The organism is Saccharothrix australiensis, from assembly GCF_003634935.1.
Classification (GTDB): domain Bacteria; phylum Actinomycetota; class Actinomycetes; order Mycobacteriales; family Pseudonocardiaceae; genus Actinosynnema; species Actinosynnema australiense.
In genome coordinates this window covers 4,831,705-4,852,256 of sequence record NZ_RBXO01000001.1, presented here as the reverse complement: position 1 = coordinate 4,852,256, position 20,552 = coordinate 4,831,705, and the positions used below count along the sequence as shown (strand labels likewise).

18 protein-coding genes are annotated in these 20,552 nt (G+C 74.7%); 6 read left to right on the top strand and 12 right to left on the bottom strand.

Going from position 1 to position 20,552, the window contains the following annotated elements:
- Positions 1–66 precede the first annotated feature (66 nt).
- The 7 genes from C8E97_RS20645 to C8E97_RS20615 form a co-directional block, all read right to left on the bottom strand.
- The gene (locus C8E97_RS20645; protein WP_211347093.1) at positions 67–519 is read right to left on the bottom strand and encodes a hypothetical protein; all 453 of its coding nucleotides are present in this window, start codon (positions 517–519) and stop codon (positions 67–69) included.
- Positions 516–1,679 carry a WXG100 family type VII secretion target gene (locus tag C8E97_RS20640; RefSeq protein WP_121007179.1) on the bottom strand — a complete coding sequence of 388 codons (1,164 nt, stop codon included), beginning with the start codon at positions 1,677–1,679 and terminating at the stop codon, positions 516–518. The genes C8E97_RS20645 and C8E97_RS20640 overlap by 4 nt, the downstream gene beginning before the upstream one ends.
- The gene (locus C8E97_RS20635) at positions 1,676–1,990 is read right to left on the bottom strand and encodes a hypothetical protein (protein WP_121007178.1); all 315 of its coding nucleotides are present in this window, start codon (positions 1,988–1,990) and stop codon (positions 1,676–1,678) included. The genes C8E97_RS20640 and C8E97_RS20635 overlap by 4 nt, the downstream gene beginning before the upstream one ends.
- Positions 1,991–2,351: 361 nt before the next feature.
- Positions 2,352–3,911 carry a sialidase family protein gene (locus tag C8E97_RS20630; protein ID WP_121007177.1) on the bottom strand — a complete coding sequence of 520 codons (1,560 nt, stop codon included), beginning with the start codon at positions 3,909–3,911 and terminating at the stop codon, positions 2,352–2,354.
- Between the two features lie 11 nt (positions 3,912–3,922).
- Positions 3,923–4,801, bottom strand: coding sequence for a M23 family metallopeptidase (locus C8E97_RS20625; RefSeq protein WP_121007176.1), 879 nt, complete (start codon positions 4,799–4,801; stop codon positions 3,923–3,925).
- 22 nt (positions 4,802–4,823) lie between these two features.
- Positions 4,824–6,035 carry a hypothetical protein gene (locus tag C8E97_RS20620; protein WP_121007175.1) on the bottom strand — a complete coding sequence of 404 codons (1,212 nt, stop codon included), beginning with the start codon at positions 6,033–6,035 and terminating at the stop codon, positions 4,824–4,826.
- Between the two features lie 93 nt (positions 6,036–6,128).
- Positions 6,129–9,011 carry an AfsR/SARP family transcriptional regulator gene (locus C8E97_RS20615; protein ID WP_121007174.1) on the bottom strand — a complete coding sequence of 961 codons (2,883 nt, stop codon included), beginning with the start codon at positions 9,009–9,011 and terminating at the stop codon, positions 6,129–6,131.
- Between the two features lie 140 nt (positions 9,012–9,151).
- On the opposite strand from C8E97_RS20615, the gene C8E97_RS20610 reads away from it, so the two are divergent.
- Together C8E97_RS20610 and C8E97_RS20605 are read left to right on the top strand one after the other, a co-directional pair.
- Positions 9,152–9,892, top strand: a complete 741-nt coding sequence (locus C8E97_RS20610) for a hypothetical protein (RefSeq protein ID WP_246019045.1) — start codon at positions 9,152–9,154, stop codon at positions 9,890–9,892.
- A gap of 31 nt (positions 9,893–9,923) precedes the next feature.
- Complete coding sequence (locus tag C8E97_RS20605; protein ID WP_121007173.1) at positions 9,924–11,459, top strand: alkaline phosphatase D family protein; 1,536 nt, start codon at positions 9,924–9,926, stop codon at positions 11,457–11,459.
- 332 nt (positions 11,460–11,791) lie between these two features.
- On the opposite strand, the gene C8E97_RS20600 is transcribed toward C8E97_RS20605, so the two are convergent.
- Together C8E97_RS20600 and C8E97_RS20595 are read right to left on the bottom strand one after the other, a co-directional pair.
- Entirely contained in the window at positions 11,792–12,781 is a 990-nt protein-coding gene (locus C8E97_RS20600; protein ID WP_246019044.1) for a sigma-70 family RNA polymerase sigma factor, read from the bottom strand.
- Positions 12,782–13,035: 254 nt separating this feature from the next.
- On the bottom strand, positions 13,036–14,661 hold the full coding sequence (locus C8E97_RS20595) for an MFS transporter (RefSeq protein WP_121007172.1): 1,626 nt from the start codon (positions 14,659–14,661) through the stop codon (positions 13,036–13,038).
- Between the two features lie 488 nt (positions 14,662–15,149).
- Between C8E97_RS20595 and C8E97_RS20585 the strand changes: the two genes are divergently transcribed.
- The 3 genes from C8E97_RS20585 (at position 15,150) to C8E97_RS20575 (ending at position 17,090) form a co-directional block, all read left to right on the top strand.
- Positions 15,150–15,449, top strand: coding sequence for an ArsR/SmtB family transcription factor (locus C8E97_RS20585; protein WP_121007170.1), 300 nt, complete (start codon positions 15,150–15,152; stop codon positions 15,447–15,449).
- Entirely contained in the window at positions 15,446–16,510 is a 1,065-nt protein-coding gene (gene arsB / locus C8E97_RS20580) for an ACR3 family arsenite efflux transporter (RefSeq protein ID WP_121007169.1), read from the top strand. The genes C8E97_RS20585 and arsB overlap by 4 nt, the downstream gene beginning before the upstream one ends.
- A gap of 103 nt (positions 16,511–16,613) precedes the next feature.
- Positions 16,614–17,090 (top strand): arsenate reductase ArsC, encoded by a 477-nt coding sequence (locus C8E97_RS20575; RefSeq protein ID WP_121007168.1) that lies wholly within the window; start codon positions 16,614–16,616, stop codon positions 17,088–17,090.
- 39 nt (positions 17,091–17,129) lie between these two features.
- On the opposite strand, the gene C8E97_RS20570 is transcribed toward C8E97_RS20575, so the two are convergent.
- Positions 17,130–18,386: a metal-dependent hydrolase family protein gene (locus C8E97_RS20570; RefSeq protein ID WP_121007167.1), complete on the bottom strand. Its 1,257-nt coding sequence runs from the start codon at positions 18,384–18,386 to the stop codon at positions 17,130–17,132.
- Positions 18,387–18,574: 188 nt separating this feature from the next.
- Here C8E97_RS20570 and C8E97_RS20565 point away from each other — a divergent pair, with 188 nt between their 5' ends.
- Positions 18,575–19,006: a hypothetical protein gene (locus tag C8E97_RS20565; protein WP_121007166.1), complete on the top strand. Its 432-nt coding sequence runs from the start codon at positions 18,575–18,577 to the stop codon at positions 19,004–19,006.
- A gap of 88 nt (positions 19,007–19,094) precedes the next feature.
- Here the strand turns inward: C8E97_RS20565 and C8E97_RS20560 are convergent, their stop codons facing one another.
- Both C8E97_RS20560 and C8E97_RS20555 read right to left on the bottom strand, forming a co-directional pair.
- Positions 19,095–19,865, bottom strand: coding sequence for a class I SAM-dependent methyltransferase (locus tag C8E97_RS20560; protein ID WP_121007165.1), 771 nt, complete (start codon positions 19,863–19,865; stop codon positions 19,095–19,097).
- Positions 19,866–19,996: 131 nt separating this feature from the next.
- Positions 19,997–20,521, bottom strand: coding sequence for an anthrone oxygenase family protein (locus C8E97_RS20555; RefSeq protein WP_121012000.1), 525 nt, complete (start codon positions 20,519–20,521; stop codon positions 19,997–19,999).
- Between the last annotated feature and the right edge of the window lie 31 nt (positions 20,522–20,552).

Sequence of the window (20,552 nt, the reverse complement as noted above, 5' to 3'; positions counted from 1 at the left end):
CGGAGAGGCCGCGCTCTGGGTCGTGCGGGCGTCGAGGCGGCACGCGGGACGACGACGCCGCCCGGCTCAGCCGCTCAACCGGCGGATCTCCTCCGGCTCGTCGCCGAGCGTGTCCGGAGTGATGGGTGTCTTCGTCCACGTGGTGCCGACTCGGTCCACGTGCGCGTCGCCGACGTCCGAGGACAGCACCCACAACTGGTCGGCGGTGGACAGCCAGGTGATGCCCACGCCGTGCCGGGTGCTGTAGGCGTAGTCGTCCCGGAACACCTCCGACCCGCCGCGGTCGCGGATGACGACCACCCACGTCGCCACGCCGTTCTGCGCCGGACCCAGCTCGGCGTGCGCGGTGTAGGACCCCGAGGGCGACGCCTTGGGCGCGTCGGGGCGCACGAACCGGTCGTCGTCGCGGGCCGGGCCCGCTTCCCCGCCGAACAAGAACCACCCCAGCACGAGTACGAGTGACACCACCGTCAGCACCACGACGGCTCCGATGACGAGCGTGGCCCGCTGCCTGTTCACGATCCGGGGTACCCCTGCGCTCGGATCACCCGGCCGTCCTTGTCCAGGACCGTCCTGTTCTCGGCGTGCCAGGTGATGTGGAGGTCGTACGGGTCAGCCTGACCGAGCGTGAGGACTTCCGCCAACTTGCTCTTCCACTTGTCGGTGGAGTATTGCGGGTTGGGGTCGATGGTGTCGTTCCACGTGTACCCGGCCTTGGTGGTGACCTCGTACGTGCCGTCGGGCAGCTCCCGCACCGACGACTCGCCCTGGTAGCGGAAGTCGCCCTTCTTGCTGTCGGTGCCGTGCAGGTACTGGTAGCCCACGATGCCCTCGCCGTTCTGGATCTCGGCGTGGAACGTCCGGTCGACCGCGCCGGGCGGGTGCTTGCCCGCGAGGTGGTCGCGCAGCGCCTGCTGGGCCTGGGCCTCGGAGACCGACGACAGCTGCGTGCGCAGCTGCTCGTTGCCCATCATGTACTTCGACCAGTCCGCGTCGTCGACGATGGTCCAGTCGCCGCCGCCGCGCAGGTAGCGGTCCAGGATCGCCCGGCCCGCCCAGTCGCTGGACAGGTCGACGCCCCGGCCGAGGTCGCGGCTGTCCCCGCCCTCGGGCCGCCGCCACAGCCGGTCGTTGCGCTGGCGCTGACCGCCCGCACCGTCCGGGTCGCGCAGCGCGGCCACGTCCGCCCGCACGCCGTCGGCCGAGGTGACGAACCGGTCGCGGGCGGCGTCGGCCATCGCCCGCGCGTCCACGACGTCGCCGATCAGGTGGCCGATGGTGACCACGTGCTGCGGGTGCAGCAGGGCGAACTTCGCGACCTGGAACGGGCGACCGACCAGGTCGCCCTCGCCCATGCCCAGGGCGACGGAGTCCTGCATGGCCTTGTCCGCCTTGCGCTGCGCGCCCTCCAGCTCGCCCGCGAGCGCGCGGTACGCGGTGGCGGCCCGGTTCAGCGGCGTGGTGAGCTTGGCCAGCGAGCCGACGTGGGTCGCGGTGCGGGTCCGGTAGGCCGTCGCCGCCTTGCCCTGCCACGACTGGTCCGTGTCGTCGGCGGCGCGGCGCAACGCGGTGGCGAGGCCGTCCACGTCCTCGGCGGCGGTGGCGAGCACGTCGGCCATCGCGGTCAGCTGGGCCGGGTCGCCGCCGACCGCGGCCTTCGCGGTCAGGTAGGCGGTCACGCGACCCCGCCCGCGCCCCGGATGCCCAGGAGGGAGCGCGCCTCGCCCTGGTCGACGTCGGCGTACCCGGCCACGCACTGCTCGACCTGGCCGCTGTCGTCGGTCAGCGCGTCGCGGAGCAGCCGGACCAGTTCCGCCGCGCCCGCCGGGCAGAGCCTGCCCGCCTCGTCGCTGTCGGGCCGCCCGGTGTCCGCGGTGACCCCGGCGAGCGCGTCGCCCTGCTGCCCGGCGCGGCCGGCGAGGTCCACCAGCCGCCCGCTCAGCTCGCGGAGGGCAGGCAGGTGCACGGTGAACCCGTTGGCGTCCGACATCGCGCTCCTCCCTCCACCGGTGCCCGGTTCTGAAGGGTGCCGGAAGTCGGGTCGTTCCCGTCCGCCGAACTCGGCTGCCGATCGGGTGATGCCGGGGGTCTGCGGCGGGCGGCGCGCGTCGGGCACGGCATCGCACTCGAACGGCCCGCACTCGAACGGCCCAGTGACGGCGCTGTCCATCACCCCGTTCCGGTGGTGCCGCCGTTCGGGCATCGGTCCGAAGTACCGCGATCGTGGATCGGATTCGATCGGATCGGTGATCTTCGCGCATCGTCCGCACACCAAGGGCGTTCGCCTGGAAGGGACGAACGCACGCCACCCGTGGGGTAGGTGGCGTGCGCCCCACCGCGGCGAGGGGGAGTCAGCCGCAGTGCTCGAACCGGCTCTCGTAGGTCGCCGATCCGACGTTTCCGCCCCACTGCACGCACTTCCCGGCCGCGACCGCGGTCACCGGTCCCGCGAAGTGCCCGAACGAGCCCGCGTCGGTGCGCCGCGCACCGCCCTGGACCTCCAGGAACGCCGACGTCGGCGAAGCACGGCCCACCGACGTGGCCTTCGTGGTGGCCACGCAGTTGGCCCCCGTCCGCGCGTCGTAGGCCAGGTACACCGTGCCCGCCGAGTCGGCGAGCCGCTCGGAGTCGATCACCCGGTAGCCGCTGCCGCACACCGGCGCGCCGAGGTCGTCCTCGGTCACCCTCGACCAGCGGATCGAGGCGTTCGCGTTCGACGCCGGCCCCGCCTCGTACAGCACGCCCACCGACGACGCCCCGAGCGGGACCAGGTCGGAGTACGCCGCGTCCTGGTCCCACACCGGGAAGCCGGCGGACTTCGGCGTCCAGTTGCCGCCCTCGTCGAACGACGAGTGCAGGACGAGCTGCTTGCGGCGGTCGCAGGTGGAGGGCGCGGCGAACAGCACGCGGTTGTGCCCCGCGCCCCGGTCGGTCGCGCTCATCCGGACCGCCGAACCCTGGACGACCGGCGTGACGAGGTCCTCCTCGAAGGCGAAGCCGGCGGAGAAGGTCTCGCCGCTGTCCGGGCTGATCGCGTAGGCCCGGTTCCGCCGCCCGCCGTCGAGGCACTTGTCGCCGCTGTTCGCGTCGTTGCGCGCGGCGGCGTAGACGCGGCCGTCGACCAGTTCGACCAGGCTGATCTCCTGCGGGTTGAGGCCCGGTCCGCCCGCGCCGACCGCGCCGCGCCGCCAGGTGTCGCCCCGGTCGTCGCTGTAGACGATCGAACCGTGGCCGCGGTCGCCGATGGTGTAGCTCATGCCCGCGACGAGCCGGCCCGCGTGCGGGCCCCTGGTGAGCACCAGGCCGTGCGACGGGCCGGTGGCCAGCCAGCGCGGCGCGCCGTCGAACCCGAGCTGCTCGGTCAGCACCCTGGGCGTGGACCAGGTGGATCCGTGGTCCTCGCTGATCGACACGCGGGGGATGCGCCCGCAGGCGGGGTTGCGGTGGCACTGCATCACCGACAGCAGGACGATCCGGCCGGTGCCGGGCACGACGATCGGCGTCGGGTTGCCCTTCGTGTCGCCGTGCCCCTCGATCACCACCTCCAACGGGCCCCACGTCCGGCCGTCGTCGGTGGAGCGCTTGACCACCAGGTCGATGTCGCCGAGGTCGCCGCAGAAGCGGTCGCCGCCGTTGCGGCCCTCGGCGAACGCCAGCAGGTCGCCGTTGTCGGCCTTGACCACCGCCGGGATGCGGAAGCAGTCGTAGCCCTCGCTCTTCTCGCGGTACACCACGGTGTTCGCGACGGTCACGGTGCTCGCGACCTCGTCGGCGGCGACCGCGCGGGTCGTGGCCGCGTCGGCGGCGACCGCTTCGGTGGTGCCCTCGGCGGTGTGCGCCTCGGCCGGCGGGAGCGTCCCGACGGCCGAGGCGACGGCCAGCACGACCGCCGCCCCGGTCAGGAATCGCATCGAGGGTCCTCTCAGTCGCAGTGCTCGAACTCGCTGTCGTACTTCGCGTCGCCGACCGAGCCGCCCCACTTGACGCACTTGGCGTCGGCCACCGCGCTCACCGGCCCGGCGTAGAAGGTGTAGTCGCCCTGGTCGGTCTGCCGCGCCGAGCCCTGCACCTCCAGGTAGGCCGACGTCGGGCCGGCCGTGCCCAGCGAGGTCTTCTTGAGGGTGGCGACGCAGTTGCGGCGGGTGGAGGCGTCGTAGAGCAGGTGCACCGAGCCCGCCGAGCCGGGCAGCTGCGCCGTGTCGATCACCTTGTAGCCGGCGCCCTTGCACACGTCGGTCACGCCGTAGGGGTTGCCCTCGCAGGAATTGCGGGAGGTGACGTTCTGGTTGGGGTAGCCGAACCGCACGCCGTCGAAGTACGCGGGACGGATGTTGCCCGGCCAGGTCCCGTTGACGCGCACTTCGTAGTGCAGGTGGGCGGTGATGTTGTTGCCCGGCGCGCTGGTGTGGCCCACCTCGCCGATCTTCTGGCCCTGCTCGACCTGCTGCCCTTCGCTGACGCTGCGGACGCGCAGGTGCGCGTAGTAGGTGTACCAGCCGCCGCCGTGGTCGATCTTGACCAGGTTGCCGAAGTTGTTCGTCGAGCCCTGGTGCGAGGAGATGGTGACCGTGCCGCCGGCCGCCGCGAGGACGGTGTCGCCCTCGTCCGCGCCGCCGGTGCTGCCCCGGTTGAAGTCGATCTCGTGCGCCCGGTGCGCGCTGCTGTTGTCGTTGTCGCCGTTCCAGGTCTGGCCGCAGGGGAACGGGAGCTGGAACTTCGGCTCGGCCGACGCGGGCGAGGCCGTGACCGCCAGGCCCGCCACGGCGGTCGCGAACGCCAGGGCGAGGGACTTGATCCTCATGTGCGCTTCCTTCCGGTCCGGGTCAGCACTTGGGCGCGACGGGCGCGTCCGACCCGGTGCGCAGGTAGGCGTCGGAGACGTAGTGGTCGGGGCCGATGCGGTCCCAGATGGTGCTGGTGCCGAACGGGCCGGTCACCTGCTCGCCCTCGACGTGGCACTCGATGATCACCTTGGCCGTGTTCGCCGCGAGGCCCTTGACCGCCGCCGACGTGCTCGCCTGCGCCCGGATGTTGAGCGGGTCGCCCGCCGTGCCGACCACACCGGTCGGTCCGGAGCCGGTCCACAGGTAGGACACGTTTACCCAGGCGTTGTCGCTCAGCTTCAGGCCGTCCCAGAAGGTGCCGTCGCCAAGGTCGATGCCCGCGGGGTTGCCGACCCTGCGCCTGCCGCTCTCGTCCTTGCCGCCGTGGTAGCCGTCCTGGTAGGCCGCCTGCGCCTGGGGCTTGCCCTGCGGCAGGTCCTGCCACATCTGGCGCACCGACGGGGGGTTCCAGTAGTCGTCCTTGGTGTTCCACGGGCCGACGTCCCACACCGGCGCGTACTCGCAGCGGCTGTTGTCGGTGCGGCACACCCGGACGGTGTAGTCGCCGGTGTTCTTCGGCGCGAGGCCCCGGCGCGAGGGCAGGGCGACGAAGTGGTCGCGCTGCTTGATGACGTGCCCGTTGGCGGTGGTGCCGCCGGGCAGGCCCTCGCGGGTGGCGAACACGCGGAAGGTCAGCGGCGCGGCGGCGACCCCGGCGCGTGGCGCGGGCGCGGTGTCGCCGACGAGGTCGACGCCCCGGACGGCGGGCGTCGCGCCGGTCGTCGTCAGCGTGACCCGCACCTGCACGGTCGTCACCGACGCGGCCAGCACCTCGCCCGCGGGCGTCCACTCGGTCCAGTCGCGGTCGGCCGTCCGGCCGCGCACGTCCACCTCGACGGCCGCGTCGGCGGGCACGTCGCCGCGCACCCGGGCGGTCACCCGGTTGACGGGCCGGTCCAGGTCGCGCCCCGCGGGCAGCAGGTAGCCCTGCCCGACGCCCTCGGCGGGCCGCCAGGCCGGGTCGCGCAGGGTCAGCGCGTCGCCCCGCACGGCGACGTTCACGTCATCACCGTCTACAGTGGACAGATCGGCGGACCACGCCGGTTCGGCCGTCCGGGCCTGTGCGGGCGCCGCCGCCAGCACGGCGGGCAGCGACAGCGCGGCCACGCCGAGCGCGACGACCCGTCCGGTGGTCCTCGTTCTCCTGGTCAATGCCGGAATCCCTTCCCCAGTGGCACGGTTCTCCGTGCTGGGGCAGGAGTGAACGGACCGGCGCTACACGATCCGTACAAACGCGCGGTCCGCTCAGGTCGCCACGGAGCGCAGCCGCTCGGTCAGGGCGCGCACCTCCGCGCCCGCGGCCAGCTCGCGCCACAGCGCCAGCGCCGCCTCGAAGTGCTCCCGCGCCGCCGCCGACCGCCGCGCCTGCTGGTGCAGCTCGCCCAGCAGCCCGCACACCCGCGCCGCCGAGCGCCGGTCGCGGTTGCGGCGGTGCGCCACCAGGCAGTTGCCCAGCAGCACCTCCGCGTGCGCGAGGTCGCCCTCGTGCAGGTACACCTCGCCCAGGCTCTGGTGGGCGTGCACGACGCACTTCTGGTCGCCCAGCGCGTCGAACGCGGCGATCGCGAGGTCGAGCTGCTCGTGCGCCTCGGCCAGTCGGCCGCGGAGCCGGGCCAGCCGCGCGAGCTTGTGCCGGGCGTGCGCCGCGCGGTGCCGGTCGTCGATCGACCCGGCCAGCACCAGGGCGTCCTCGAACCACCGCTCGGCGGCGTCGTGGTCGCCCTGGTCCATGCGCACCGCGCCCAGCGCCAGGCGCAACGCCGCCTCCCGGTGCCGGTCGCCGTGCCGCACGAACACCTCCAGCGCCCGCTCACCGCGTTCCAGGGCCACGTCGTACTCGCCCAGGAAGCGGGCCACGGTGAGCGCGCCGGCCAGCGCGATCGCCGCGCCGTGCTCGTCGCCGATGCCGTCGAACAGCGCGCGGGAGGACTCGAACGCGCCCATCGCCTCGCCGTAGGCGTCCTGGCACAGGTGGACCTGGCCGAGGTTGCGCAGCACGATCGCCTGGCCGCGCCGGTCGTCCACCCGGCGCGCCGCCTCCAGCGCGATCCGGTGGGTGCACAGCCAGTCGTCGTGCATGGCGCGCAGGTCGAAGTGCGGCGCGAGCGCGGCGGCGATGCGCCAGGCCAGGTCGTCGTGCCCCCACTCGGCGGCCTGCGCGACGGCGGTGACGCCGCGCCTGCCCGCCTCGTCGTACCAGGACGCGCCGTCCACCGCGGGCGCCGTCCGGCGCGGCGGTCGCCACGCGCCGTCGTCGTCCCACGTCGGCACCAGGCCGAAGAAGCTCGCGGGCGACGCGTCCGCGGCGGCCAGCGCGAACGCCAGGTAGCCCTCCGCGACGCGGCGCACGGCGGCGGCGGTGACCGCGCGCGGCTCGGCGGCGACCCGCTCGCGCGCGTACACCCGGAGCAGGTCGTGCAGCCGGTACAGCGGTTCGCCGTACCCGTCCGAGCCGACCAGCTCGACCAGGTGGGTGTCGACCAGGAGGTCCAGCACGTCGTCCGCCTCGGCGCGGTCCAGCAGCGCGCCCACGATCCAGGCGGGGAACCGGGCCCGACCCAGCAGGCTCAGCCCGCCGAACGCGCGGGCCGCCGTGCCGGGCAGCTGCTCGTAGCTCAGCGCCACGCTGGCGCGCACCGCCAGGTCGCCCACGCGCAGCTCGTCGAGCACCCGGCGCTCGTCGGCCAGCCGCTCGGCCATCCGCCGCAGCGTCCACGCGGGGCGCTGGGCCAGCCGCGCGCCGGCGACCCGGATCGCCAGGGGCAGGTAGCCGCACGACTCCAGGATCGCGGTCGCGCCGTCGGGCTCGGCGGCGACCCTGGCCGCGCCGATGATGCCCGACAGCAGGCCCGCCGCCTCGTCCAGCGGCAGCACGTCCAGCTCCGCGCAGCGCGCGCCCGCCAGGTCGGGCAGCCGGACCCGGCTGGTCACCAGCACCGCCGACCCGCCGGAGCCCGGCAGCAGGGGCCGCACCTGCGCGGCGTCGGCCGCGTCGTCCAGCACGACCAGCACCCGCCCGGCGGCCAGCCGGGACCGCAGCAGCGCGGACCGCCCGGCCAGGTCGTCGGGCGTCGAGATGGCGGGCACCCCGAGCGACCGCAGCAGCACCGCCAGCACGTCGACGGGCCGGCGCGGGTCCTCCGTGGTGCCGCCGAGGTCGACGTGCAGCTGCCCGTCGGGGAAGTCGGCCCGCACCGCGTGCGCCACCCGCACGGCGACCGCCGACTTGCCGACGCCGGGCGGGCCGGTGACCGCGGCGACGGCCGGCCTGCCCTCCGCCGCCCGCGCGCGCAGCAGGCCGACCAGGTCGTCGACGACCGCCCGCCGCCCGGTGAAGTCGGGCAGGTCCAGCGGGAGCTGGCGGGGCGGGACGTGCTCGTCGTCCGCCACGGACGCCAGCGACGACCGGATCTGGCGCAGCCGCGGGCCGGGCCGGGTGCCCAGCTCCTCCCGCAGCACGCGCTCGGCCTCGGCGCACGCGGCGAACGCCTCGGCCCGGCGGCCCGCCGCGTCCAGCGCCGTCACCAGCTGGGTCCACCGCTCCTCGCGCAGCGGGTCGTCGCTGAGCAGGCCGCGCAGCTCCACCACCGCGTCCTCGTAGCGGCCCAGCTCGACCTGCACCCGGGTCCGCAGCTCCTGCGCGGCCAGCCGCAGCTCGGTGAGCCGGGCCAGCGCCGCGCTCCAGCTGTGCCCGTGCGGCAGGTCGGCGAGCACCGGTCCGCGCCACAGCGCCTCCGCCGACGCCAGCTCCGCCAGCGCCGCGGTCCGGTCGCCCGCCTCCAGCGCCCGGTGCGCGGCGGCGACGCGGCGCTCGAACACGGTGCGGTCGACCTCCTCGGGCGCGGCGTGCAGCACGTACCCGGCGGACCGGTTCTCGATGCGCTCCGCCATCCGCGTGTCGCGCTCGGCGAGGACCCGGCGCAGCCCGTGCACGTAGGTCCGGATGTTCGCCACGGCGGAGCGCGGCGGGCGGTCGGGCCACAGGACGTCCGCCAGGCGGTCGCCGGACACGATCACGCCCGGTTCCAGCGCGAGCGCGGCGAGCAGGGTGCGCGGTTTCGCGCCGCCCAACGGGACCGGCCGGCCGCCGATCACCACCTCCAGCGGGCCCAACAGGCGGATTTCCATGGTAGTCAACGCGATCGGCTCCCCCAGAACCTCGCTGTCCCGTCCCGTTTCCGATCGTATGACCGGTTCCCGGCCGGGGACAACGTGATCCGCCGCGCCGGTTGTACGACTCCTGTACGCCTGCCGGCAACCCTCGGCCGATGACGTCATCCCGTATCCGGCGGATCGCCGCCGCGACCGCGCTGGTCGCCGCCGCGGTGGGTCCGGCCGTGACCACGACGCCCGCGGCGGCGGCCACGACACACCCGTCGACGGCCCCGACACCCGTCGCGACGGCACCCGCATCCCCGGCGGCGGCCACGAGACCCGCGGCGGCCGCGGCGACCGGCACGGTCGTGACCGCGGGCGACCCGCTGACCGTGCGCCGCGCGCCGACGACGGCGGCGAGCGCGATCGGCTCGGTGGCCAACGGCGCGGCCGTCGCCATCGACTGCCAGACCACCGGGACGTCGGTCAGCGGCCCGCTCGGCACCACCACGATCTGGGACCACGTGCCCGCGCTCGGCGGGTACGTGTCCGACGGCTACGTCCGCACCGGCTCGGACGGCCGGGTCGCGCCCGACTGCGGGGTGGGCACCGGCAGCGCGGAGTGCTCGACCGGCGCGTGCGCGGCGGAGGCGCAGTTCCGCTCCGCCGGCGCGCGGTTCACCGTCCACGACCGCGCCCCGGACGGGAAGTCGGCGGTCGTGGCGTACTGGCTCAAGAACGGCGTCGGCCCCCGGTACGCCTGGAACTCCGGCGGCAGCGGCACCGCCGTCGAGCGGACCGTCGACATGGCGCGCGACGACTGGATCTACTACAAGGTCTGCGTCGCCGACTACTCGGCCACCGATCCCCGACTCCAGTCGTGCAGCGACGGGCTGACCGACTACGCGGCTTGACCCGACCACGCGGCTTTCGAGAGGGATACCGATGTCACCGATGAACCGACGTGCCGTGCTGCTCGGCGGGTTGGCCGCGGCAGGGGCCGTGACGCTGCCGTCGTGGGCCCACGCCCGCACCACCGCCGCCGCGCCGCCGATCCGCGACCCGTTCCGGCTCGGCGTGGCCTCCGGCGACCCGCTGCCCGACAGCGTGGTGCTGTGGACCCGGCTGGCGCCCGCGCCGCTCAACCCCGACGGCCTCGGCGGGATGCCCGACGCGACCTACGACGTCGACTGGGAGGTCGCCACCGACGAGGCGTTCACCTCGGTCGTCCAGCGCGGCACCACCGCCACCAACCGCGCGCTCGGCCACAGCGTGCACGTCGAACCGGCCGGCCTCGCGCCGGGCCGCGAGTACTTCTACCGGTTCCGGGCGGGCGGCCACGTCTCACCGGTCGGCCGGACGCGGACCGCGCCCGCGGCCGGCGCGGCGGTGGCCGCCCTGAAGTACTGCCTGGCCTCCTGCCAGCAGTGGGAGGACGGCTGGTTCCACGCGCACCGCGGCATGGTCGCCGACGACCCGGACCTGGTGGTGTTCCTCGGCGACTACATCTACGAGAAGCCCTCCGGCCTGCCCGCGGCGGACAAGGTGCGCCGGCTCGCGTTCGACGAGGAGACCACCACCCTGGCGCACTACCGCGCCCGGTACGGCCAGTACCACACCGACCCGTACCTCCAGGCGTCGCACGCCGCCACGCCGTGGGTGGTGATCCTCGACGACCACGAGGTCGACAACAACTGGAACGGCTCCGACTCCCCGGCGAACAGCGCGCGCAAGGCCGCCGCGTTCCAGGCGTTCTACGAGAACATGCCGCTGCGCTCGACGGCCCGCCCGAGCGGGGCGTCCATGCGGCTCTACCGGGACTTCCTGTGGGGCGGCCTGGCCCGGTTCCACATGCTCGACACCCGGCAGTACCGCAGCGCGCAGGCCACCGGCAGCGCCTGCGGGCCGTACCTGGACACCGGGCGCACCATCACCGGCGCGGCGCAGGAGCGGTGGCTGCTGAAGAACTTCGAGCAGCACCCGGCCACGTGGGACTTCCTGGGCCAGCAGGTGTTCTTCGCCCAGCGCGACGACGACGGCGACCGGTCCACCTGCCACGCGCCGGACTCGTGGAACGGCTACGCGGCCTCCCGCGACCGGGTCACGAAGGGCTGGATCGACCGCCGCGTGCCCAACCCGGTGGTGCTGACCGGCGACGTGCACCGGCACTACGCGGCCGACCTGCGGCTGGACTACTGGGACCACGGCGACCCGATCGTGGGCTCGGAGCTGGTGGTCACGTCGGCGACCAGCAACAACCCCGGCGCGCCGCCGGACTCGACCTGGTACGCGCGCAACCCGCACGTGAAGTACTCGCAGAACAAGCGCGGGTACGTGCGGGTGACGACCACGCCTCGGGAGGTGCGCGCCGACTTCCGGGTGATCTCCGACGTGTGGGAGGCCGACCCCGCCAAGGTCTCGATCAACACCGACGCGAGCTACGTCATCGAGGAGGGCGTTCGGGGCCTGCGCCGGGCGTGAGGGCGCGGGGTCCCGCGCCCGCGTGACCGGCGGGCGGCGCGGGGAAGCGGCTCGGCGCGTGCGGGGTCCGGGCCGGCTGGGCGCGGTGTCGGGCCGGCCGTCGCGGTGCCGGCCCGCCTCGGGTGGGCCGGCGTCGGGTGGGCCGGCGTCGGGGGTGCGGTCCCGTGCCGGCCGTCGCGGCGTCGGGCGCGGGAGTGCGGGTGTGCCGCCTCCCCGGACCGGGCAGGGATCGGTCCGGGGAGGCGGCGGCCGTGCCGCGCGGGGGATCGCGGCACGGCCGGCGGGTGCGGGCCGGTTGTCCGCGCGGGGCCCGCACCGGGGCGCGCGGGCGGTCAGCCCGCCAGTTCCAGCACCGCCCGGTTGCGCTCGGTGTCGCGCAGCAGCCGCAGCGACTCCTTCTCCAGCTGGCGGATGCGCTCGCGCGTCAGGCCCAGCTCGCGGGCGATCTCCTGGAGGCTGCACGGGCGGCCGTCGTCCAGGCCGTAGCGCCGGCGCATGATCCGCGCCTGCCGCTCCGGCAGGGTCTTGACCAGGGTGTTCAGCTCGGCGGTCAGCTCGGCCTGCTCGACCACCTCGTGCGCCCGCACCGCGTCGACGTCCTCGATCAGGTCGGCGACGGAGGAGTTGCCGTCGTCACCGACGGGCGTCTCCAGGCTGATCACGGTGCGGCCCGCCTGGCGCAGCTCCAGCAGCCGCGCGACGGGCACCCTGGCCGCCGCGGCGACCTCCTCCTCGGTCGGCTCGCGGTCCAGCTCGCGCCGCAGCCGCTGCTCCGCCCGGATGGTGCGGTTCAGCTCCTCGACCACGTGGACCGGCAGCCGGACGGTGCGGGTCTGGTCGGCCAGACCGCGCTCGATGGCCTGGCGGATCCACCAGATGGCGTACGTGGAGAACTTGTAGCCCTTGGCGTAGTCGAACTTCTCGACCGCGCGGATGAGGCCCAGGTTGCCCTCCTGCACCACGTCCAGGAACGGCAGCCCCCGGTAGGAGTGCTTCTTGGCGACCGACACGACCAGGCGCAGGTTCGCGAGGATCATGTGCTCCTTCGCCTGCTCGCCGTCCCGGACCACGGCGCGCAGCCCGCGCGCGCGTTCGGCGTCAGGCTGCGGCTCCTCGCCGTCGCGGGCGCGGCGCAGCAGCTCGGCGGCGTACACGCCGGCCTCGATCCGCCTCGCCAGCGCGACCTCCTGCTCGGCGGTCAGCAGCGGGGTGGCGCCGACCTCGCGCAGGTAGTGGCCGACCAGGTCGGCGTCCGGGGACCACTCACGACGGCCGGACGCGGCCGTGCGCGGTCGGCGGGGCGTTTCCATCGTCGACGACATGACCGTCTCCTTGGCGGGTCGCGACCTCGCCGGATCGCGGCGCGGTCGGGTGCTGACACGTGCGGGGTGGCACATCGAGTGCGGGGGAGGGCGGTCCGCGATCGCGGTGGCTGTCGGAGCCTCGCCCGTGCGCCTCCTAGGGCGTCGACTGGTTCAACGGAACCGGGGCGACCCGTATTCCCGTCACTGCGCGTCACCGGCAGCGTGACGTCGTTCACGCCCGGCGGGTGACGTCGTTCACGCTCAGTGAGCCGTCACTCCTCGTCCGGGGCGTCACCCGCGCGGCCTCGGTCGAGGTGGGCCGCCCAGAGCAGGTGGCGGACCTCCGGCCCCTCGACGGCGAGCGCTCGGGCGATCCGCTCCACCTCGACGTCCACCGCCGTGCCGCGCTCCAAGTGTTGCCGCAGGTGCTCGCGCCAGGTCGCGACGGTGAAGGTCTCCAGGAACAGCTCCGGGTCCTCGGAGTCGCGGAACAGGCCCCACGACGTCGCGCCGGTGCGCCTGCGGGACCGGCCCACCTTGCGCATCGCCGCCACGAACTCCGCGACCCTCGGCGCGCGGACCCGCCACGACACGGCCACCAGCACGGGGCCGGCGGTGGCGTCGGCGACCTCCGGTGGCGCGTCCCACAGTCGCGCGGGCGAGATGTCTAGCTGCCGCTCGGTCAGCGGCAGCAGCCGTGCCGCGACCAGCACCACCAGCACCATCGCGACGGCGGGCACGAGCAGCGCGGCCCGCGGCCCCGACCCGGCGGCGACCGCGCCCCACACCACCGCGCCGAACGCCTGGCCGCCCATGAACATCAGCTGGTAGTAGGCCAGCGCACGGGCCCGCGTCCACGCCGGCAGCAGCACCTGCGCCGTGGCGTTGAGCGTGGACAGCACGGCGATCCACGACGCGCCCGCGACCAGCATCGCGGGGATGGCGACCCACGTGGACGTCGTGAGGCCGGCCGCGCCCGTCGCCACCGCGTACGCGCACGTCGCGACCGTGACCAGCACGTTCTTCCCGATCCTGCGCAGCAGGCGCGGCACCACGACCGCGCCGCCGATCGCACCGGCCCCGATGCAGCCCAGCAGCGCGCCGTACCCGCTCGCGCCGAGCCCGAGCGGTCCGCGCGCGATGGCGGGCAGCAGCGCCCACAGCCCGCTGCCGAACACGACGAACAGCACGCACCGCACCAGGACGCGGGCGAACAGCGGCGAGCTGCGGACGTACCGCGCGCCGGAGCGCACGGCGGTCGGCACGCCCTCCGCGCCCAGCGGGCGGTGGTCGGACGGCCGCCGCCACCGACCCAGCACCAGCAGCACGCCGAGGAACGACACGGTGTTGACCGCGAACGCCGCGCCCGGCCCGGCGGCGCCGATCAGCGCGCCGCCCAGCGCGGGCCCGATGGCGCGACCGACGTTCATGTTGACGCCGTTGAGCAGCGCCGCCTGCGGTATCTCCGCGCGCGGCACCAGTTCCGGCTGGATGGCCTGGAACGAGGGCATGGACAGCGCCTGCCCGACACCCATCAGGGCGATGAGGGCGAGCAGCGCCACGGGCGTGGCGTACCCGCTCGCGGCCAGCGCCACCAGCCCGGCCGAGCCGGCCAGCATCACCGCCTGCCCGGCCATCAGCACGTGCCGGCGGTCGAGCACGTCCCCGACCGCGCCCGACGGCACGACCAGCAGGAAGACCGGCAGGGTGGTCGCCGCCTGCACCAGCGCGATCTCGAAGTCGCTGCCGCCCAGGTCGCCCATGAACCACTGCGCGCCGACGGTCTGCGCCCAGGTGCCGATGTTGGAGGCGAACTGGGCCAGCCACAGGGCGCGGTAGGTGCGGCGGCGCAGCGGTGCCCACGCGGTGGGGGCGGGGGGAGCGGGGGGAGCGGTCATGCGGCGGCTGCCCCGGTGAAAGCACTCGACCACGAGCCGTGTCCGGGCCCTGACCGCGGGTGGTCGTCGTCGCGCGCCGCTGCGGCGTGCCGTGCGTCACCGGCGATCACCCGCCGCGAACGGTGTCGAGCAGGGCCGGGCGGTACGGGGGCCGCCGACCACCCGGACGTCTCAGGCGCCTCTCCGGTCATCACCAGCAGGTACCTCGCCGTTGCGCCGCCAAACCCGCTCCACCGCTCCGGGACGAGTATGTCGCGCCCGTCCGCGCCCCGCCGCCCACGCCGCCGCGCCCGGCCGGTGATCGAGCAGCACACCGTTCTGCCCCAGGGCCGCCGTGAACCCGCCCTGCGCGGTCGGGGCGGCGAGCGAGCCCGCACGAACGCGGCGGCCAAGCCCGCGACCGTCGCCGGCACCGGGGTCGGGGTCGCGTCGACGTCGGCGTGCCCCGGTCGACCGGGCGCCGACCGCTGACGTATCATCCCACGCTGATGTCACTGGATGCTGATGTGTTGCGCGTGCTCGCGGACCCCCTGCGGGCGCGGATCGTCGAGTTGCTGGCCGCCGAGGACCTGTGCACCTGCCACCTGGTGGCCGAGACGGGCGCGCGGCAGACGAACGTGTCCAACCACCTGCGGGTGCTGCGCGAGGCCGGGGTGGTGGCGGCGGAGCCGCAGGGGCGGTTCACCTACTACCGGCTCGTGCCGGACGCGCTGGCACGCGTCGCCGGTTCCCTGGACGCCCTCGCGCGCCGCGCCCGCACCACCGACCGCCCCCGGAGGCCCTGTTGAGCACCACCTCCCCGGAACGCCCCGCCGTCCTGCGCGAGCTGTCGCTCCTGGACCGGCTGCTGCCGGTGTGGATCGGGGCCGCGATGGTCGCGGGCCTGGTCCTGGGGCGGTTCGTGCCGGACCTCCGGGGCGTGCTCGACGCGGTCCGGGTCGCCGGCGTGTCGCTGCCGATCGCCCTCGGCCTGCTGCTGATGATGTACCCGGTGCTGGCCAAGGTGCGCTACGACCGGCTCGACGCGGTGACCCGCGACCGCCGCACCCTGGTGTTGTCGCTGCTGCTGAACTGGGTGCTGGGCCCGGCGCTGATGTTCGCGCTGGCGTGGGTCTTCCTGGCCGACCTGCCGGAGTACCGCACGGGACTGGTCATCGTCGGGTTGGCGCGGTGCATCGCGATGGTGGTCATCTGGAACGACCTGGCGTGCGGCGACCGGGAGGCCGCCGCCGTGCTGGTGGCGGTGAACTCGGTGTTCCAGGTGCTGATGTTCGGCGTGCTGGGCTGGTGCTACCTGGAGCTGCTGCCCGGCCTGCTGGGACTGGGCACGACGTCGCTGGACTTCTCGCCGTGGGAGGTCGCGCTGTCGGTGGTGGTCTTCCTGGGCATCCCGCTGGCGGCCGGCTACCTGAGCCGCCGCGTCGGTGAACGGGTGCGCGGCCGGGCGTGGTACGAGTCGCGGTTCCTGCCCCGGATCGGGCCGGTCGCGCTGTACGGGCTGCTGGGCACGATCGTGGTGCTGTTCGCGTCGCAGGGCGACCGGATCACGTCACGGCCGTGGGACGTGGCGCGGATCGCGGTGCCGCTGCTGGTCTACTTCGCGGTGATGTGGGGCGGCGGGTACCTGCTGGGCCGGGCGTCGGGGCTGTCCTACGAGCGCACGACCACGCTGGCGTTCACCGCGGCGGGCAACAACTTCGAGCTGGCCATCGCGGTGGCGATCGGCGTGTTCGGCGTGACCTCGGGGCAGGCCCTGGCGGGCGTGGTCGGGCCGCTGATCGAGGTGCCCGTGCTGGTCGGCCTGGTCTACGTCAGCCTGTGGCTGCGCCGCCGGTGGGTCGCGCGGTGAGCGGCACGTGCACGGGCCGTCGGCGACGCGGCACGACATCCCTCGGGACGTCCGGTGCGACCACACGACCCGGTGCGGCGACCGCACCCGACGGAGGAGCGCGATGACCGACCTGCCTTCCCCGACCGAGCCCTCCACCGCCGACCCCGGCGCGACCGCGGCCGAGCGTCCGTCGGTGCTGTTCGTCTGCGTCCACAACGCGGGCCGCTCCCAGATGGCCGCCGCCTGGCTGGAACACCTGGCGGGGGACCGCGTGGAGGTCCGCTCCGCCGGCTCGGCGCCCGCCGACGAGGTCAACCCGGCCGTGGTCGAGGCCATGCGCGAGGTCGGCGTCGACCTGGCCGGCCGGGTGCCCGCCGTGCTGACCCACGACGCGGTCCGCGAGTCGACCGTCTGCGTCACGATGGGGTGCGGCGACGCGTGCCCGGTGTTCCCCGGCAAGCGCTACCTCGACTGGCCGCTCGACGACCCGGCGGGCCGGGGCGTCGCGGCGGTGCGCCCCATCCGGGACCGGATCAGGGAGTTGGTCGAAGGGCTCGTGGCGGAACTCGGTGTCGAGCGGCGCGACCCGGATCGCTGACGGCCGCGCGCCGTCGCCCGAGCCCCGGCCCGCGCCCCGTCACCAGGGCTCAGGCCCCGGCTCCCGCTCCGGTGACCGGACGACCCGACCACCGCGCATCACGAAGTCGACCCGTTCCATCACCTCGATGTCCGCGAAGGGGTCGCCCGGCACCGCCACCAGGTCCGCACGCCCACCGCACCGCACCCGACCCCGGTCCGGCATCGCCAGCAGGTCGGCCGCCACCGACGTCGCCGCCCGCAGCACCCGGTGCGGCGAGAACCCGTGCCGCGTCAGCGCCGCGAACTCGCACGCGTTGTCCCGGTGGGGGAACACCCCCGCGTCCGTGCCGAACGCGATGAGCACGTCGCTGTGCGCCATCCGCCGGACGGCCGCGCGCATCGCCTCGGCGTGGACCTCCAGCTTGCGGCGCAGGTCGGCCGGCCGCGTCCGCCAGAATTCGTCGTCGTCCAGCCGGTCCACCAGGTGCATGGCCGCGTGCACCGTCGGCACGACGAAGATCCCGCGCCGCCGGATCAGCGCCAGCGTGTCGGCGGTCGCGAGCAGGGCGTGCTCGACCGACCGCACCCCGGCCGCCACGGCCCGTCGCACCGCCCGGTCGCCGAGGGCGTGCGCCGCGCAGGGGCGGTGGAAGTCGGTCGCCGCCGCCACCAGCGCCTCCACCTCCGCCCGCGTGTAGGCGCAGTCGTCGGGGTCGTCGCCGCCGGAGGTGAACCCGCCGCTGGCGGCGAACTTGATCCAGTCCGCGCCGGCCCGGACCTCCGCCCGCACGCGGGTCAGCACGCTGTCGACGCCGTCGGCCAGCGCGCCCAGCTCGACGCTGCTGCCGGTGGTGAGCCCGATCGACTCGTCGCCGTGCCCCGCGTGGGAGGACACGATGTGCGGCGCGACCACCATGCTCGGACCCGGCAGGACACCCGCCTCGACCGCGTCGCGCAGGGCGACCGTGATCGGCTCGCCGACGGGGCAGCCGAGGTCGCGGACCGTGGTGAACCCGTTGTGCAGCAGGGCTTCCAGGGCGGGTATCGCGCCCAGCACGTGGCGGCTCACCTGGGTGCCCGCGTGGACGGGCCCGTCGATCGGCCGGTTGGCGCAGTGGACGTGCGCGTCGATCAGGCCGGGCAGCAGGGTGTGGCCGTCCAGCTCGACCACCCGCGCGCCGGGCGGCGCCGGGGCGTCCGGGCCGACCCCGCTGATCACCCCGCCGGTGACGACGATCCGGGCCGGTCCGCTCGGGAGCCCGCCGTCGCCGTCCCAGAGGGCGGGCGCGGACACCACGGTCGATTCGGACGCCATGACCCCTCCCCGGCTCGACCAGGTGGGCACCACACCCACCCTAATCCGCGCGAGGCCCGTCCGCAGGTCGTGGGACGAGGGCGCGGGGCCGTGGGGCGCGGGCGGTGCTCCGGGGGCCGGCGTCGGGGTGCGGCGGATCACCGACGCCGCGGCTGTCACGTTCCCGCCGGCGGTCTCGTCCACCGGGCATGAAGTTCTTCCGCGTCGGATTGTTGTTCCTGACCGCCACGCAGCTCGTCGTCGGCGGCTGGGCGCTGCTCTCGCCCCGGGGTTTCTACGACGGCTTCCCCGCGCCGGGCCACCACTGGGTGGCGATGTTCCCGCCGTACAACGAGCACCTGGTGCGCGACTTCGGCAGCCTCAACCTCGCCATCGGCGTGGGGCTGGCCTACGCCCTGGTCACCCTGGACCGCCTGCTGGTGCGCGTCGTCCTGATCGGGTACCTGCTGTTCGCGGTGCCGCACATGTGGTTCCACCTGCTGCACCTCGACCACATGCCGGTGGTCGACCAGGTCGGCAACGTCGTCACGCTGGGCCTGGCCGTGCTCGTGCCGCTCGTGCTGCTCGTCGCGCTCCGGAAGGCCCGACTGCCCCACCGCGAGCCTGCGGCGCGGAGCTAGGACCCGCGAGCACGGCCGGTCGGTCCGGGCGCGACCGGCCGTGCCGAGCGGGCGGACGGCCGCCTGGTGCTCCAGTAGTAGTTCGTGATCAGCAGCCGATGGCCCCTCGGACCGGTCCGGGCGCGACATCGTGCGAGACGAAGGTGGCGAACCCGAGCTCACGCCGCAAGCCGCCGAGCCAGGTGTCACGGTGCTCGCGGGCGGCGGCGAGCGCCTGGTCGCGGTCCTCGGCGGTCGGGGCCGACCGCACGGCCCAGTCGATGAGCGAGCCGGTCCAGCTGAACTCGTAGTCGTCCCATTCGGTCAGTGTGCTGACGTGCCCGAAGGAGGGCTCGAAACCGTGCCGGTGGAAGGCGTGCACCAGGCCGGCGAGGTCGGGGACGGAGTCGGCCGGGAGCCCGAGCGCGGCCAGCGCCGCCGCGGACGGGGTCCCTTCCCAGATCATCTCGCCGATCAGCGCCTGACCGCCGGGGCGCAGGTGCCGCCGGACGGCGACCAGCATGTCCTCCAACCCGCCGAAGGCGTGCCGGGCGCCGACGCAGAGCACCACGTCGAAGAGCCCGTCGTTCCAGGTGGTGGCGTCGGTCTCGATCCATCGCACCCGGTCCGCCAGCCCGCGCTCGCCGGTGCGCCGGGCGGCCGAGGCCGGCAGCATGTGGTCGATCCCGACGCCTGTCGTCGCGGGATGGTCCAGCAGCACCTGCTGCAGCCACTCGCCCTCACCGCAGCCGAGGTCGACCACGCGGGCGCCGTCGGCGGGGCTCAACCACCCGACCAACTCGCGCAACCGGTCGGGCGCGACCGGCGCCGCGATGGGGTGGCGCAGGTGCGCGATGTCGAAGATCTTCGATCGGTCCACCGACGTAACGCTAGTACCTCAACCGTTGTCCGTGACCCGTGACTGCTCGCGGCTGCTCGCCGTCGGTAGTGGCGGGCGCGGCTCGGGCTTGGTGCCGACGACGCCATGGGGACCGTTCCACGGCTGGAGCACTAGGTCGTGGCGCTGCACCGCCGGCACGCCGGGAACCGGGTGGCGACCACGATGACGAGCAGGAACGCGATCAGCGCGGCGACGGTGCGCGCGACGTTGAACGCCTCCCAGCGCTGGAGGACCGCCGCGTAGTCGGCCGGCGGCGACGTCACGGCCCACACCTTGATCAGCCCGTTGATCGGCACGTTCCCGAACCGCGTGATCAGGAACGAGGCCACGGCCAGCACGCCCGCCGCGCCCGTCAGGAGCCGCGGCACACCCCGCGTGCCGACCGCCAGCGCGAGCGTGCTGAGCGCCGCCAGCGCCATCGTGGTCTGCATGACCGGGCCGTTGACCTTCATGATCTCGGCGTGGAACGTCAGCCGGAGGTCGAGCGGCACCGCGTTGAACGTGGTCACCAGGTTCACCGCGCCGTACCCGAACGCGCCCGAGAGCAGGCCGGTGGACAGCAGCGCGACACCCGTGACCGGTCGAACCGGGAAGCGCCGGGACCCGCGATCGGCCCGGCTCGTGGACGCTGGCACGCCGTCCACCCTAGCGCTCGCGGAAATGCGA

Coding starts and splice junctions, on each gene's coding strand:
- C8E97_RS20635 (WP_121007178.1), bottom strand. CDS start 1,990: ATGTCGGACGCCAACGGGTTCACCGTGCACCTGCCTGCCCTCCGCGAG.
- C8E97_RS20630 (WP_121007177.1), bottom strand. CDS start 3,911: ATGCGATTCCTGACCGGGGCGGCGGTCGTGCTGGCCGTCGCCTCGGCC.
- C8E97_RS20625 (WP_121007176.1), bottom strand. CDS start 4,801: ATGAGGATCAAGTCCCTCGCCCTGGCGTTCGCGACCGCCGTGGCGGGC.
- C8E97_RS20615 (WP_121007174.1), bottom strand. CDS start 9,011: ATGGAAATCCGCCTGTTGGGCCCGCTGGAGGTGGTGATCGGCGGCCGG.
- C8E97_RS20610 (WP_246019045.1), top strand. CDS start 9,152: ATGACGTCATCCCGTATCCGGCGGATCGCCGCCGCGACCGCGCTGGTC.
- C8E97_RS20605 (WP_121007173.1), top strand. CDS start 9,924: ATGTCACCGATGAACCGACGTGCCGTGCTGCTCGGCGGGTTGGCCGCG.
- C8E97_RS20600 (WP_246019044.1), bottom strand. CDS start 12,781: ATGTCGTCGACGATGGAAACGCCCCGCCGACCGCGCACGGCCGCGTCC.
- C8E97_RS20595 (WP_121007172.1), bottom strand. CDS start 14,661: ATGACCGCTCCCCCCGCTCCCCCCGCCCCCACCGCGTGGGCACCGCTG.
- C8E97_RS20585 (WP_121007170.1), top strand. CDS start 15,150: ATGTCACTGGATGCTGATGTGTTGCGCGTGCTCGCGGACCCCCTGCGG.
- C8E97_RS20575 (WP_121007168.1), top strand. CDS start 16,614: ATGACCGACCTGCCTTCCCCGACCGAGCCCTCCACCGCCGACCCCGGC.
- C8E97_RS20570 (WP_121007167.1), bottom strand. CDS start 18,386: ATGGCGTCCGAATCGACCGTGGTGTCCGCGCCCGCCCTCTGGGACGGC.
- C8E97_RS20565 (WP_121007166.1), top strand. CDS start 18,575: ATGAAGTTCTTCCGCGTCGGATTGTTGTTCCTGACCGCCACGCAGCTC.